The sequence below is a fragment of the Escherichia sp. WS1265 genome (genome assembly GCF_046487585.1).
Taxonomy (GTDB): domain Bacteria; phylum Pseudomonadota; class Gammaproteobacteria; order Enterobacterales; family Enterobacteriaceae; genus Escherichia; species Escherichia coli.
This window is the reverse complement of the sequence record NZ_JBJQJE010000001.1, coordinates 379,168-393,195: the sequence shown is the minus strand read 5'-3', so window position 1 is coordinate 393,195 and position 14,028 is coordinate 379,168. Positions and strand designations below refer to the sequence as shown.

Here is a 14,028-nt window from a genome sequence, read left to right as displayed (position 1 = left end):
AAAAGAACTGACACCGCGATCAAAAAACCAAAAACTGCAATACCCACAGCGTGATATAGATCGCATTAATCTTTAAAACAGCGTTGACATAAGCCACAAAATAAGCAACCGAACGTTCGTTCGAGCATATTGAGAACGATAAACTCTCATGACATATGGCTACGGTGAATATTTAGGGGGGAATTCTCCGAACCCAGGAAGGATATTTTTTGCACAGAGAAATTACGATATGAAACGCGGGCTCAGTTGTCACCAGCCCGCGGAAAGAGAGAGAGGATCAGGATGCGGTTAAGATACCGCCAATCATCGCGCGTAATCCCTGAGCAAACGACGCTTCACGCGCCAGATCTTCCGCTTCGATATCGGCCAGTACACCGTAGGTCAGATCCAGCAGTAAACGTGAAGTCATTGCCGTGTTGATGTCTGGGCTTATCTCGCCTTTTTGCTGGGCATCACGCATCCGCTGGGCAACAAATTCCGTGATCGTCATATGTTTATTTTTAAGCATGGCGGCGACCTGTGGGTTACGCATCCCTTCCGCCATAATTTCGACCACCAGCGCCCGTTGTCCAAAGGCTTCATGGGTGAGAGAGACAATAGACTCGACCATATAGTCAACGAAATGAATCCCTTCAATCGGTTCCCGGAAACGGGCCAGCGCCCTCTCCTGGTCTTGTAAGATAATCGCCTGAATCAAGGCTTCTTTGGAGATGAAATGGTGATAGAGTGTCCCGGGACTAATGGCGCAAGATTTACAGATGGCTTTCATCGAGGCACTGTGAAATCCATTTTCTGAAAAAATCTCTCTGGCAGCATTGAGGATCCGGGTCCGTGTCGGTTGTGCTTCAGTCTGCATGTTATCCATCATTAAACCATTATAGTTAGCGTGAATAACTAGTTTACCGCGTTGTCAGGTGAGCGCCTATCATTGCTGTTGAATAGTGCGAAGGCACACTCTATTCGTATACTTTTCACCCAGCTATTGGTTAACCAATAGCCGTGATTTGGCTGCCAGTTGTTTCGCAGAGACGTTGATGAATTACACACGCTATCCCGGTAAACAACACATACGGCTGTTTACCGATTCGTTAGTGTATTAATTGAGCTCCTGTACCCCACCACCGGAGACGGTGAGAATTTGTCCGCTTACCCAGCTGGCTGCAGGCGAGCAAAGGAACAGCGCCGCGTTAGCAATATCTTGCGGTTGGCCCAGACGTCTGATCGGCGTGTGCTGTAACATTTTTTGTTCAATTTCTGGTGTAATAACGGATTTCAGGGCATCGGTTAATATTGCCCCCGGCGCAATGCCATTCACCCGAATATTTTTTTCACCCAGGTCAAACGCCATATTTCTGACCAGATGACTGGCCGCAGCTTTAGATGATGCATAAGAAGTCATGTTTATATTTTTATTTTCTGCCGCCATAGAAGTGATGGTCAGAATAACGCCACCGCCATTTTTTTCCATTTCTGGCGCAACAAGTTGTGACAGATGGAAAAAAGAAAACACATTCAGTTCATAAGCACGGCGAAAATCCGCCATTGGCATATCAAACGGTTTAGGACCACCGCCACCGGCGTTGTTAACCAGAATATCAACTTTACCCAGCTTACTGACGGCAAAGTCTGCCAGTGCAGAGAGTTCCTGTTCGGAAGTAATATCACAACGGCAGGCAAATGCCTGACCACCCAGTTGTTGAATTTCATCTACAACATGGTTAGCTGCGTCGGCGTTAATATCACTGACCACCACAGATGCGCCAGCTGTCGCGAATGTAATGGCAATTTCTTTACCAATACCTGCACCGGCACCTGTGATGATGGCACATTTTCCGTCGAGTCTCAGGTTGTCAGAATTAAACACATAAACCTCCTGTGAACTTCAGTAAAAATAAAAGGCACCGCCTGTGTGCCACATTTTTTATCATTAACCTTGAGGAAAGGACACTACCAGGTATAGCAGATAAAGAGAGGATTATTTCGCCGCAATGAGCCGGGCGGGAATAATAAGATTACGTGAATGCATCTCTTCATGGGTGATTTTTTGCATCATGCGATCCGCAAGTGTGGTACCAAGTTCCCGCGCTGGCGTGCTGGCCCAGGTAACAGGTATATCATCAAGTGTGGTTGGTGTCGCATCGGTAAATGCCGCCAGCGAAACCTGTTGCTCAAAGTAACGATCGACTCCGCTTTCCCCGCTTTGCCGCCCTGCTTTCAGCAAACCAAACCATGCCCCCATCGCAATAGTTTCGTTATAGCAAACCACGGCACTGATGGTCGGGTTATGACGTAAAAGCGCCGTGATAGCTTCCGCGGCTTGCTTCTGGCTGGAAGTGCACTCCAGCACCCAATCACTGTGAAACGGCAGGCCAAATTTTAGTAGAGTTGCACAATAGCCCCCCACCCGTTCTGCCCGGGTTAATGAGGAACTTTGCCCTCCCAGCCAGGCGATACGCTGATGCCCATTGCGAATGAGATGCTCCGTCAACAACTGTGCAGCCTGCATGTTATCCGGGCGAACCGTATCAACATCATCAAGATAACTGGCACGGGAAGCGAAAATCACCGGGATAGCTTTTTCTTCTGCCATCCGTCGCAGGTCATCGCTGCTTCCTGCAGCCCCGGCAATTACCACACCATCGACCCCCTGATTCAGTAACAGTGAAAACCGCTGTGCCAACTGCTCGCCGTCTTTACCGCCGTGAAGCAAAAAAACCATCCGTCCCTGCGCTTCCAGAGCTTCCGTCAATCCGGCCGTTAATTCGGCGTAAAACGGCGCAGATAAATCACGGACGATCAAACCAATGACGCCGCTTTGCCCGCCGCGCAGCGCCGACGCCTGACGATTGCGCACAAATCCCAGCTCTTCAATGGCGGCGTTAACGCGTTCTCCTGTGGCGGTAGAGATTCGCCCTTTGCCACTTAGCACCAGCGAAACGGTACTTACCGACACGCCCGCAGCCAGCGCAACATCATGAATGGTTATTTTTTTGGCGGTAGCCATGCAGATGACCTACTCCCTGATTATGTGACAGATAAAACGTTTTACCTTTTATTTATCTTATACCCGCTATTATCGTTGCGTAATGTGATTTATGCCTCACTAAAATTTGATAAAACGTTTTATCTTCTCGCGCAATTTACTGAATCCAGATTGTTCTCTACGAGGAGTCGTTTTATGACGGCGAAAACAGCACCGAAAGTCACGCTGTGGGAGTTCTTCCAGCAGCTAGGCAAAACCTTCATGTTACCCGTGGCATTATTGTCGTTCTGCGGCATTATGCTCGGCATTGGTAGTTCTCTTAGCAGCCATGATGTCATCACCCTAATCCCGGTCCTGGGCAACCCCGTGTTGCAGGCTATCTTTACCTGGATGAGTAAGATTGGCTCGTTTGCTTTTAGTTTCCTGCCAGTCATGTTCTGTATCGCCATCCCGCTGGGCCTGGCACGCGAAAACAAAGGCGTAGCGGCATTCGCTGGCTTCGTCGGTTATGCGGTAATGAACCTCGCGGTAAACTTCTGGTTGACCAACAAAGGCATTCTGCCAACCACTGACGCCGCCGTTCTGAAAGCCAATAACATACAGAGCATTCTTGGGATCCAGTCGATCGATACCGGGATCCTCGGTGCGGTGATCGCCGGTATTATCGTCTGGATGCTGCATGAGCGATTCCATAATATCCGCCTGCCGGATGCGCTGGCATTCTTCGGCGGTACGCGCTTCGTACCAATCATCTCATCGCTGGTGATGGGCCTTGTCGGTCTGGTGATTCCATTAGTCTGGCCGATTTTCGCCATGGGTATTAGCGGCTTAGGCCATATGATCAACAGCGCGGGTGATTTCGGACCGATGCTGTTTGGTACCGGTGAACGTCTGCTGTTGCCGTTTGGTCTGCATCACATTCTGGTGGCATTAATTCGCTTTACCGACGCAGGCGGCACGCAGGAAGTCTGCGGTCAAACCGTCAGCGGCGCACTGACCATCTTCCAGGCGCAATTGAGTTGCCCGACCACTCACGGTTTTTCTGAAAGCGCCACGCGTTTCCTTTCGCAAGGTAAAATGCCTGCGTTTCTCGGCGGTCTGCCAGGTGCAGCGTTAGCTATGTATCACTGCGCGCGCCCGGAAAATCGCCATAAAATTAAAGGTCTGCTGATTTCTGGCCTGATCGCCTGCGTCGTTGGCGGCACTACCGAACCGCTGGAATTCCTGTTCCTGTTCGTAGCGCCAGTTCTGTATGTCATCCACGCGCTGTTAACCGGCCTCGGCTTCACCGTCATGTCTGTGCTCGGCGTCACCATCGGTAATACCGACGGCAATATCATCGACTTCGTGGTGTTCGGTATTTTGCATGGTCTGTCAACCAAGTGGTACATGGTGCCAGTGGTAGCGGCAATCTGGTTTGTCGTTTACTACGTCATCTTCCGTTTCGCTATCACCCGCTTCAATCTGAAAACCCCGGGGCGCGATAGCGAAGTTGCCAGCTCAATCGAAAAAGCCGTTGCCGGTGCGCCGGGTAAATCAGGTTACAACGTTCTGGCAATCCTCGAAGCCTTAGGCGGTGCCGACAATATTGTCAGCCTCGATAACTGCATTACCCGTCTGCGTTTGTCTGTGAAAGATATGTCGCTTGTTAATGTGCAGGCACTGAAGGACAATCGGGCAATTGGCGTAGTACAACTTAATCAACATAACCTGCAGGTTGTTATCGGGCCACAAGTTCAGTCAGTAAAAGATGAAATGGCCGGTCTGATGCATACTGTCCAGGCATAAGGATAAGATATGTTCGATTTTTCAAAGGTCGTGGATCGTCATGGCACATGGTGTACGCAGTGGGATTATGTCGCTGACCGTTTCGGCACTGCTGACCTGTTACCGTTCACGATTTCAGACATGGATTTTGCCACTGCCCCCTGCATTATCGAGGCGCTGAATCAGCGCCTGATGCACGGCGTGTTTGGCTACAGCCGCTGGAAAAACGATGAGTTTCTCGCGGCTATTGCCCACTGGTTTTTCACCCAGCATTACACCGCCATTGATACGCAGTCGGTGGTGTATGGCCCTTCTGTTATCTACATTGTCTCGGAACTGATTCGTCAGTGGTCTGAAAAAGGTGAAGGCGTGGTGATCCACACACCCGCCTATGACGCATTTTACAAGGCCATTGAAGGTAACCAGCGCACAGTAATGCCCGTCGCTTTAGAGAAGCGGGCTGACGGCTGGTTTTGCGATATGGGCAAGCTGGAAGCCGTGTTGGCGAAACCAGAATGTAAAATTATGCTCCTGTGTAGCCCACAGAATCCTACCGGGAAAGTGTGGACGTGCGATGAACTGGAGATCATGGCTGACCTGTGCGAGCGTCATGGTGTGCGGGTTATTTCCGATGAAATCCATATGGATATGGTTTGGGGCGAGCAGCCGCATATTCCCTGGAGTAATGTGGCGCGCGGAGACTGGGCGTTGCTGACGTCGGGATCGAAAAGTTTCAATATTCCCGCGCTGACCGGTGCTTATGGGATTATAGAAAATAGCAGCAGCCGTGATGCCTATTTATCGGCACTGAAAGGACGTGATGGCCTTTCTTCCCCTTCGGTACTGGCGTTAACTGCCCATATCGCCGCCTATCAGCAAGGTGCACCGTGGCTGGATGCCTTACGCGTCTATCTGAAAGATAACCTGACGTATATCGCAGATAAAATGAACGCCGCGTTTCCTGAACTCAACTGGCAGATCCCGCAATCCACTTATCTGGCCTGGCTTGATTTACGTCCGTTGAATATTGACGACAACGCGTTGCAAAAAGCGCTTATCGAGCAAGAGAAGGTCGCGATCATGCCGGGGTATACCTACGGTGAAGAAGGTCGTGGTTTTGTCCGTCTCAATGCCGGGTGCCCGCGTTCGAAACTGGAAAAAGGTGTTGCTGGATTAATTAACGCCATCCGCGCTGTTCGTTAACCCCAATTGCGCAACGTAAAAAATCGTTGCGCAATCGTGGATTTTTACCCTGCTTTGTTTTTATAATGGTCCGCACTTTTATATCCAGAAAAAGAGTGCGACCATGATTGATACCACCCTGCCATTAACTGATATCCATCGCCACCTTGATGGCAACATTCGTCCCCAGACCATTCTTGAACTTGGCCGCCAGTATAATATCTCGCTTCCTGCACAATCCCTGGAAACACTGATTCCCCACGTTCAGGTCATTGCCAACGAACCCGATCTTGTGAGCTTTCTGACCAAACTTGACTGGGGTGTTAAAGTTCTCGCCTCTCTTGATGCCTGCCGCCGCGTAGCATTTGAAAACATTGAAGATGCAGCCCGTAACGGCCTGCACTATGTCGAGCTGCGTTTTTCACCAGGCTACATGGCAATGGCACATAAGCTGCCTGTAGCGGGTGTTGTCGAAGCGGTGATCGATGGCGTACGTGAAGGTTGCCGCACCTTTGGTGTGCAGGCGAAGCTTATCGGCATTATGAGCCGAACCTTCGGCGAAGCCGCCTGTCAGCAAGAGCTGGAGGCCTTTTTAGCCCACCGTGACCAGATTACCGCACTTGATTTAGCCGGTGATGAACTTGGTTTCCCGGGAAGTCTGTTCCTTTCTCACTTCAACCTTGCGCGTGATGCGGGCTGGCATATTACCGTCCATGCAGGCGAAGCTGCCGGGCCGGAAAGCATCTGGCAGGCGATTCGTGAACTGGGTGCGGAGCGTATTGGACATGGCGTAAAAGCCATTGAAGATCGGGCGCTGATGGATTTTCTCGCCGAGCAACAAATTGGTATTGAATCCTGTCTGACCTCCAATATTCAGACCAGCACCGTAGCAGAGCTGGCTGCACATCCGCTGAAAACGTTCCTTGAGCATGGCATTCGTGCCAGCATTAACACTGACGATCCCGGCGTACAGGGAGTGGATATCATTCACGAATATACCGTTGCCGCGCCGGCTGCTGGGTTATCCCGCGAGCAAATCCGCCAGGCGCAGATTAATGGTCTGGAAATGGCTTTCCTCAGCGCAGAGGAAAAACGCGCACTGCGAGAAAAAGTCGCCGCGAAGTAACAAAAATGGATGGTGCTAATTGCACCATCCTCTTTTCACGCAAGGCACAGCGTCGCGCGATGTTTGGCGGATTCGATGCCCAGCTCAATCAACTCCATTACCTGAATTGCCTGACTTGCCGGAACCGGATTTTCACCATCGCCATTTAACGCATCACGAATAGCCGCATAGTAAGCCGGATAATTCCCCGGCACTGTCAACAGCGTTTCTTCGACACGTTCCTCACCTTCCACGCGGGTAAGTACGCCATCACGCATATCGTAGCCCCAGTCTTCCTGCGGCAGACGCTCGCCATTTTTCAGACGTTCTTCCTGTGGATCGAGGCCATATTTCACATAACTGCCTCGGGATCCATGCACGATATAACGTGCTGACTCAGCGGCTGCCAGCATGGTGCCGTGTAAAATGACTCGCCGCTGCGGATAGGACAAGATGGCGTGGAAATAATCAGTCGACTGCGCTCCGGGCCGTAACTGTGCCAAATCTACCGTCATGCTAACCGGTAAACCAAATAGCGTAATGGCCTGATCAAGAAGATGCGGTGCTAAATCGTACCAGATACCGCTGCCAGGGCCGCCCTGTTCACGCCAACGATCGCGCACCTGCGGACGGAAGCGGTCAAAATGAGACTCAAAGTAAGCAACTTCACCCAGTACGCCTTCCGCGAGCAAACCTTTTAGCGTCAGGAAATCGCTATCCCAGCGACGGTTATGGAATACAGACAGCACACGCCCCAGGCTTTTTGCCAGCGCTTCCAGCTCTCGCGCTTGTGACAGTGTCACGGTAAAGGGTTTATCAACGACCACATGTTTACCCGCCTCAAACGCCGCTTTGGCTAACGGGAAATGGGTATCGTTGGGTGTAGGGATGACAATCAGGTCTATGTTGGGATCGTTAAACAGATGCTTCGGCTCAGAGACAACCGTAACCGTTGGCCAGTCGGCTTTTACTTTTGTTTCATCGCTGCTGGATATTACCGCCAGTTCCAGCCCGGGCGTGCCCGCAATCAGGGGCGCATGGAAGGTTTTGCTCGCATAACCATACCCAATCAACCCAACACGGATGTTGTCGCTCATGTCATTGCCTCTCATTGAAGTATGATGGCTATTTGACACTATCCTTTACCCTCGCTCAACAGTTTAATAACCTGCCAGCAATAAGGGATGTTGTTTAACTTAAGTCAAAAAAATAGCGAATTTTCCAACGACAAAAGCTAAATATCGCAAAAACCTCAGTAAAAATCTTGCTGGAGCTATTATTGCTAAGTAACATTTACCCCCTGAAGTTAATGGATCAATCAACAGAGATGTGGGCTGTAATGAATCGTCTTATTGAATTAACAGGTTGGATCGTTCTTGTCGTTTCAGTCATTCTTCTTGGCGTGGCGAGTCACATTGACAACTATCAGCCACCTGAACAGAGTACTACGGTACAACACAAGTAAGCTCTGCGCTTGTAGAGCGACATGCTGCCCGTCCGGGTGCATGTTTTCACTTGTCGGATATTAAACCAGGAATTTATTATCTTGTTCGATGTTGTTGGTGATTGTCAGGGATAGTAAATCGCGTTACTCTTTTCAGAGCAGTTTTTCATCCCTGAATATTTGCCATCAGCGCATTCTTATTATTGTAATAATACAAACGTTCACTTTTGGTGAAATTTTATCATCACTAATAATACCTACCCCTTTGGTATTAATTATTTTATGGATCTTTTATGACTGTTCAGGACTACTTATTAAAATTTCGCAAAATCAGTTCACTCGAAAGTCTGGAAAAACTTTACGACCATCTTAATTACACCCTGACGGACGATCAGGAACTGATCAATATGTATCGTGCTGCCGATCACCGTCGCGCAGAGCTGGTTTCTGGCGGGCGTTTGTTTGACCTCGGCCAGGTACCGAAGTCCGTCTGGCACTATGTCCAATAAAGAAAGTAGCGATCGGTTATAAAAGCCTTATAATAACGCCCCTAAAATTAGATTTGCCTGTTTGCGTCGCTATTCTGGAGAACCTATGACCACCACAACGCCACAACGTATTGGAGGCTGGTTGCTTGGCCCATTGGCCTGGCTTTTAGTCGCTCTGTTAAGTACGACGCTGGCGTTGTTGCTGTATACCGCTGCGTTATCTTCTCCGCAAACATTTCAAACGCTCGGCGAACAAGCACTGACGACACAAATCTTATGGGGCGTTTCTTTTATTACCGCTATCGCCATGTGGTATTACACACTGTGGTTGACCATCGCTTTCTTTAAACGTCGGCGTTGTGTTCCTAAACACTATATTATCTGGCTGCTTATTTCCGTATTGCTGGCAGTAAAAGCGTTCGCTTTTTCACCCGTGGAAGATGGCATAGCCGTTCGCCAGTTACTGTTTACTTTGTTGGCAACCGCATTGATCGTCCCCTATTTTAAACGCTCGTCGCGGGTGAAAGCGACGTTTGTGAATCCGTAATAACCTTACAGTTAACCTGTTGTCGCCTGCTCTGGATTAACGGATAATAGGCGGCTTTTTTATTTCAGGCCGAAAAATGACTGACTACCTGTTACTGTTTGTCGGAACTGTACTGGTCAATAACTTTGTACTGGTCAAGTTTCTCGGTCTCTGTCCGTTTATGGGGGTTTCCAAAAAGCTGGAAACCGCGATGGGCATGGGGCTGGCTACAACGTTTGTGATGACGCTGGCGTCTATTTGCGCCTGGCTTATCGATACGTGGATTTTGATCCCGCTTAATCTGATTTACCTGCGCACCCTGGCGTTTATTCTGGTGATTGCTGTGGTTGTGCAGTTCACCGAGATGGTGGTACGCAAAACCAGCCCGGTGCTTTACCGTCTGCTGGGGATTTTTTTGCCGCTTATCACCACCAACTGTGCAGTGCTCGGCGTGGCGTTGCTGAATATCAATCTCGGGCACAATTTCTTGCAGTCGGCGCTGTACGGTTTTTCCGCCGCTGTCGGTTTCTCGCTGGTGATGGTGCTCTTCGCCGCCATCCGCGAACGCCTTGCTGTGGCTGATGTCCCGGCACCTTTTCGCGGTAATGCCATTGCGTTAATTACCGCAGGTCTTATGTCTCTGGCCTTTATGGGCTTTAGTGGTTTGGTGAAGTTGTAATGAATGCTATCTGGATTGCCGTTGCCGCCGTGAGCCTGCTGGGCCTGGCGTTTGGCGCCATTCTGGGTTATGCCTCCCGCCGTTTTGCGGTGGAAGACGATCCGGTCGTTGAGAAAATTGACGAAATCTTACCGCAGAGCCAGTGTGGTCAGTGCGGTTATCCCGGCTGTCGCCCCTACGCGGAAGCCATCAGCTGTAACGGTGAAAAAATTAACCGCTGCGCCCCAGGTGGCGAAGCTGTGATGCTAAAAATTGCTGAGTTGCTTAATGTCGAGCCACAGCCGCTGGATGGCGAAGCGCAAGAGCTAACGCCTGCGCGGATGGTGGCGGTTATTGATGAAAATAACTGTATTGGCTGCACTAAATGTATTCAGGCGTGTCCGGTAGACGCCATCGTTGGCGCTACCCGCGCCATGCATACGGTAATGAGTGATCTCTGTACGGGCTGCAATTTATGTGTTGATCCGTGCCCGACGCACTGCATCTCGTTGCAACCGGTTGCAGAAACACCTGACTCCTGGAAATGGGATCTGAACACGATTCCCGTGCGTATCATTCCCGTGGAACACCATGCTTAAGTTATTCTCTGCATTCAGAAAAAATAAAATCTGGGATTTCAACGGCGGCATCCATCCACCGGAGATGAAAACCCAGTCCAACGGTACGCCCCTGCGCCAGGTACCCCTGGCGCAGCGTTTTGTCATACCACTGAAACAACATATTGGCGCTGAAGGTGAGTTGTGCGTTAGCGTCGGCGATAAAGTACTGCGCGGCCAGCCGCTTACCCGTGGACGCGGCAAAATGCTGCCAGTTCACGCGCCCACCTCGGGTACCGTTACGGCTATTGCGCCCCACTCTACGGCTCATCCTTCAGCTTTAGCTGAATTAAGCGTGATTATTGATGCCGATGGCGAAGACTGCTGGATCCCGCGCGACGGCTGGGACGATTATCGCTCTCGCAGTCGCGAAGAGTTAATCGAGCGCATTCATCAGTTTGGTGTTGCCGGGCTGGGCGGTGCCGGATTCCCGACAGGCGTTAAATTACAGGGTGGTGCAGATAAGATTGAAACGTTGATTATCAACGCTGCTGAGTGCGAGCCGTACATTACCGCCGATGACCGTTTGATGCAGGATTGCGCGGCTCAGGTCGTAGAGGGTATTCGCATTCTTGCGCATATTCTGCAGCCACGCGAAATTCTTGTCGGCATTGAAGATAACAAACCGCAGGCGATTTCCATGCTGCGCGCGGTGCTGGCGGACTCTCACGATATTTCTCTGCGGGTGATTCCAACCAAATATCCTTCTGGCGGTGCTAAACAATTAACCTACATTCTGACCGGGAAGCAGGTTCCACATGGCGGGCGTTCATCCGATATCGGCGTATTAATGCAAAACGTCGGCACTGCTTATGCAGTGAAACGTGCCGTTATTGATGGCGAGCCGATTACCGAGCGTGTCGTAACCCTGACTGGCGAAGCAATCGCTCGCCCGGGCAACGTCTGGGCACGGCTGGGGACGCCCGTGCGTCATTTATTGAATGACGCCGGATTCTGCCCCTCTGCCGATCAAATGGTGATTATGGGCGGCCCGTTAATGGGCTTTACCTTGCCATGGCTGGATGTCCCGGTCGTAAAGATTACCAACTGTCTGTTGGCTCCCTCTGCCAATGAGCTTGGCGAACCACAGGAAGAACAAAATTGCATCCGTTGTAGTGCCTGTGCTGACGCCTGCCCTGCGGATCTTTTGCCGCAACAGTTGTACTGGTTCAGCAAAGGTCAGCAACACGATAAAGCCACCACGCATAACATTGCCGACTGCATTGAATGTGGGGCTTGCGCGTGGGTTTGCCCGAGCAATATTCCCCTGGTGCAATATTTCCGTCAGGAAAAAGCTGAAATTGCGGCTATTCGTCAGGAAGAAAAGCGCGCCGCAGAAGCCAAAGCGCGTTTCGAAGCGCGCCAGGCTCGTCTGGAGCGCGAAAAAGCGGCTCGCCTTGAACGACATAAGAGCGCAGCCGTTCAACCTGCAGCCAAAGATAAAGATGCGATTGCTGCCGCTCTGGCGCGGGTGAAAGAGAAACAGGCCCAGGCTACACAGCCTATTGTGATTAAAGCGGGCGAACGCCCGGATAACAGTGCAATTATTGCAGCACGGGAAGCCCGTAAAGCGCAAGCCAGAGCGAAACAGGCAGAACTGCAGCAAACTAACGACGCAGCAACCGTTGCTGATCCACGTAAAACTGCCGTTGAAGCAGCTATCGCCCGTGCCAAAGCACGCAAGCTGGAACAGCAACAGGCTAATGCCGAGCCAGAACAACAGGTCGATCCGCGCAAAGCCGCCGTCGAAGCCGCTATTGCCCGCGCCAAAGCGCGCAAGCTGGAACAGCAACAGGCTAATGCGGAACCAGAAGAACAGGTTGACCCGCGCAAAGCCGCCGTCGAAGCCGCTATTGCCCGAGCCAAAGCACGCAAGCTGGAACAGCAACAGGCTAATGCGGAACCAGACGAAACGGTCGATCCGCGCAAAGCCGCCGTCGAAGCCGCTATTGCCCGTGCCAAAGCACGCAAGCTGGAGCAGCAACAGGCTAATGCCGAGCCAGAAGAACAGGTTGACCCGCGCAAAGCCGCCGTCGAAGCCGCTATTGCCCGTGCCAAAGCACGCAAGCTGGAACAGCAGCAGGCTAATGCGGAGGCACAAGAACCTGTCGATCCGCGCAAAGCGGCAGTTGCCGCGGCTATTGCCCGCGTTCAGGCCAAAAAAGCCGCCCAGCAAAAGGTTGTAAACGAGGACTAAATGGTATTCAGAATAGCTAGCTCCCCTTATACCCATAACCAGCGCCAAACATCGCGCATTATGCTGTTGGTGTTGCTCGCAGCCGTGCCAGGAATCGCAGCGCAACTGTGGTTTTTTGGTTGGGGTACTCTCGTTCAGATCCTGTTGGCGTCGGTCAGTGCTCTGTTAGCCGAAGCTCTCGTACTCAAACTACGCAAGCAGTCAGTAGCCGCAACGTTGAGAGATAACTCAGCATTGCTGACAGGTTTATTGCTGGCGGTAAGTATTCCCCCTCTCGCGCCATGGTGGATGGTCGTACTGGGTACGGTGTTTGCGGTGATCATCGCTAAACAGTTGTATGGCGGTCTGGGGCAAAACCCGTTTAATCCGGCAATGATTGGTTATGTGGTCTTACTGATCTCCTTCCCGGTGCAGATGACCAGCTGGTTACCGCCGCATGACATTGCGGTCAACATTCCTGGTTTTATCGACGCCATACAGGTTATTTTCAGCGGTCATACCGCCAGTGGTGGTGATATGAACACGCTACGCTTAGGTATTGATGGCATTAGTCAGGCGACACCGCTGGATACATTTAAAACCTCTGTCCGCGCAGGTCATTCGGTTGAACAGATTATGCAATATCCGATCTACAGCGGTATTCTGGCGGGCGCTGGTTGGCAATGGGTAAATCTCGCCTGGCTGGCTGGCGGCGTGTGGTTGCTATGGCAGAAAGCGATTCGCTGGCATATTCCCCTCAGCTTCTTAGTAACGCTGGCGTTATGCGCAACGTTGGGCTGGTTGTTCTCACCAGAAACACTGGCAGCACCGCAAATTCATCTGCTGTCTGGTGCGACTATGCTCGGCGCATTCTTTATTTTGACTGACCCGGTTACTGCTTCTACGACCAATCGTGGTCGTCTTATTTTCGGCGCGCTGGCGGGTTTATTAGTCTGGTTGATCCGCAGTTTCGGCGGCTATCCTGACGGCGTGGCTTTTGCCGTCCTGCTGGCGAACATCACGGTTCCTCTGATCGATTACTACACGCGTCCGCGCGTCTACGGCCATCGCAAAGGGTAAAC

14 protein-coding genes are annotated in these 14,028 nt (G+C 51.2%); 10 read left to right on the top strand and 4 right to left on the bottom strand.

The features are described from left to right. Window positions 1–277: 277 nt before the first annotated feature. The 3 genes from uidR to malI form a co-directional block, all read right to left on the bottom strand. Entirely contained in the window at window positions 278–868 is a 591-nt protein-coding gene (gene uidR, locus ACJHX3_RS01965) for a DNA-binding transcriptional regulator UidR (protein WP_000969092.1), read from the bottom strand. A 228-nt stretch (window positions 869–1,096) separates the two neighbouring features. Further along, the gene (hdhA, locus tag ACJHX3_RS01960) at window positions 1,097–1,864 is read right to left on the bottom strand and encodes a 7-alpha-hydroxysteroid dehydrogenase (protein WP_000483362.1); all 768 of its coding nucleotides are present in this window, start codon (window positions 1,862–1,864) and stop codon (window positions 1,097–1,099) included. A 111-nt stretch (window positions 1,865–1,975) separates the two neighbouring features. Continuing rightward, on the bottom strand, window positions 1,976–3,004 hold the full coding sequence (gene malI / locus ACJHX3_RS01955) for a mal regulon transcriptional regulator MalI (protein ID WP_062897486.1): 1,029 nt from the start codon (window positions 3,002–3,004) through the stop codon (window positions 1,976–1,978). A gap of 174 nt (window positions 3,005–3,178) precedes the next feature. Here malI and malX point away from each other — a divergent pair, with 174 nt between their 5' ends. The 3 genes from malX to add all read left to right on the top strand — a co-directional run bounded on the left by malX (window position 3,179) and on the right by add (window position 7,058). Continuing rightward, window positions 3,179–4,771, top strand: a complete 1,593-nt coding sequence (malX, locus tag ACJHX3_RS01950) for a PTS maltose transporter subunit IICB (RefSeq protein WP_024216665.1) — start codon at window positions 3,179–3,181, stop codon at window positions 4,769–4,771. Window positions 4,772–4,780: 9 nt separating this feature from the next. Next, window positions 4,781–5,953 (top strand): bifunctional maltose regulon transcriptional repressor/cystathionine beta-lyase MalY, encoded by a 1,173-nt coding sequence (malY, locus tag ACJHX3_RS01945; RefSeq protein WP_094321775.1) that lies wholly within the window; start codon window positions 4,781–4,783, stop codon window positions 5,951–5,953. Between the two features lie 103 nt (window positions 5,954–6,056). Beyond that, entirely contained in the window at window positions 6,057–7,058 is a 1,002-nt protein-coding gene (gene add / locus ACJHX3_RS01940) for an adenosine deaminase (RefSeq protein WP_000567501.1), read from the top strand. A 35-nt stretch (window positions 7,059–7,093) separates the two neighbouring features. On the opposite strand, the gene ACJHX3_RS01935 is transcribed toward add, so the two are convergent. Continuing rightward, entirely contained in the window at window positions 7,094–8,134 is a 1,041-nt protein-coding gene (locus tag ACJHX3_RS01935; protein WP_024044474.1) for an oxidoreductase, read from the bottom strand. A gap of 242 nt (window positions 8,135–8,376) precedes the next feature. Here ACJHX3_RS01935 and blr point away from each other — a divergent pair, with 242 nt between their 5' ends. The 7 genes from blr (at window position 8,377) to rsxD (ending at window position 14,026) form a co-directional block, all read left to right on the top strand. Beyond that, window positions 8,377–8,502 carry a division septum protein Blr gene (gene blr / locus ACJHX3_RS01930; protein WP_001296096.1) on the top strand — a complete coding sequence of 42 codons (126 nt, stop codon included), beginning with the start codon at window positions 8,377–8,379 and terminating at the stop codon, window positions 8,500–8,502. A 272-nt stretch (window positions 8,503–8,774) separates the two neighbouring features. Further along, window positions 8,775–8,990 carry a transcription modulator YdgT gene (gene ydgT / locus ACJHX3_RS01925; protein ID WP_000217950.1) on the top strand — a complete coding sequence of 72 codons (216 nt, stop codon included), beginning with the start codon at window positions 8,775–8,777 and terminating at the stop codon, window positions 8,988–8,990. 85 nt (window positions 8,991–9,075) lie between these two features. After that, window positions 9,076–9,516, top strand: coding sequence for a DUF2569 domain-containing protein (locus ACJHX3_RS01920; RefSeq protein WP_001306099.1), 441 nt, complete (start codon window positions 9,076–9,078; stop codon window positions 9,514–9,516). A 76-nt stretch (window positions 9,517–9,592) separates the two neighbouring features. Further along, a complete protein-coding gene (gene rsxA, locus ACJHX3_RS01915) occupies window positions 9,593–10,174 on the top strand; it encodes an electron transport complex subunit RsxA (RefSeq protein WP_000133193.1) in 582 nt (193 codons plus the stop codon). After that, window positions 10,174–10,752, top strand: a complete 579-nt coding sequence (rsxB, locus tag ACJHX3_RS01910; RefSeq protein WP_000991809.1) for an electron transport complex subunit RsxB — start codon at window positions 10,174–10,176, stop codon at window positions 10,750–10,752. The genes rsxA and rsxB overlap by 1 nt, the downstream gene beginning before the upstream one ends. Next, window positions 10,745–12,967, top strand: coding sequence for an electron transport complex subunit RsxC (gene rsxC / locus ACJHX3_RS01905; RefSeq protein ID WP_094321776.1), 2,223 nt, complete (start codon window positions 10,745–10,747; stop codon window positions 12,965–12,967). The genes rsxB and rsxC overlap by 8 nt, the downstream gene beginning before the upstream one ends. Continuing rightward, the gene (rsxD, locus tag ACJHX3_RS01900) at window positions 12,968–14,026 is read left to right on the top strand and encodes an electron transport complex subunit RsxD (RefSeq protein WP_024044072.1); all 1,059 of its coding nucleotides are present in this window, start codon (window positions 12,968–12,970) and stop codon (window positions 14,024–14,026) included. It abuts the gene before it with no gap. Window positions 14,027–14,028: the final 2 nt, after the last annotated feature.

Bases quoted from the DNA above. Each gene is read 5' to 3' on its own strand.
- malY (WP_094321775.1), top strand. From the start codon at position 4,781: ATGTTCGATTTTTCAAAGGTCGTGGATCGTCATGGCACATGGTGTACG.
- ACJHX3_RS01935 (WP_024044474.1), bottom strand. From the start codon at position 8,134: ATGAGCGACAACATCCGTGTTGGGTTGATTGGGTATGGTTATGCGAGC.
- malX (WP_024216665.1), top strand. From the start codon at position 3,179: ATGACGGCGAAAACAGCACCGAAAGTCACGCTGTGGGAGTTCTTCCAG.
- rsxA (WP_000133193.1), top strand. From the start codon at position 9,593: ATGACTGACTACCTGTTACTGTTTGTCGGAACTGTACTGGTCAATAAC.
- blr (WP_001296096.1), top strand. From the start codon at position 8,377: ATGAATCGTCTTATTGAATTAACAGGTTGGATCGTTCTTGTCGTTTCA.
- malI (WP_062897486.1), bottom strand. From the start codon at position 3,004: ATGGCTACCGCCAAAAAAATAACCATTCATGATGTTGCGCTGGCTGCG.
- uidR (WP_000969092.1), bottom strand. From the start codon at position 868: ATGATGGATAACATGCAGACTGAAGCACAACCGACACGGACCCGGATC.
- add (WP_000567501.1), top strand. From the start codon at position 6,057: ATGATTGATACCACCCTGCCATTAACTGATATCCATCGCCACCTTGAT.
- ACJHX3_RS01920 (WP_001306099.1), top strand. From the start codon at position 9,076: ATGACCACCACAACGCCACAACGTATTGGAGGCTGGTTGCTTGGCCCA.
- ydgT (WP_000217950.1), top strand. From the start codon at position 8,775: ATGACTGTTCAGGACTACTTATTAAAATTTCGCAAAATCAGTTCACTC.
- rsxC (WP_094321776.1), top strand. From the start codon at position 10,745: ATGCTTAAGTTATTCTCTGCATTCAGAAAAAATAAAATCTGGGATTTC.
- rsxB (WP_000991809.1), top strand. From the start codon at position 10,174: ATGAATGCTATCTGGATTGCCGTTGCCGCCGTGAGCCTGCTGGGCCTG.
- rsxD (WP_024044072.1), top strand. From the start codon at position 12,968: ATGGTATTCAGAATAGCTAGCTCCCCTTATACCCATAACCAGCGCCAA.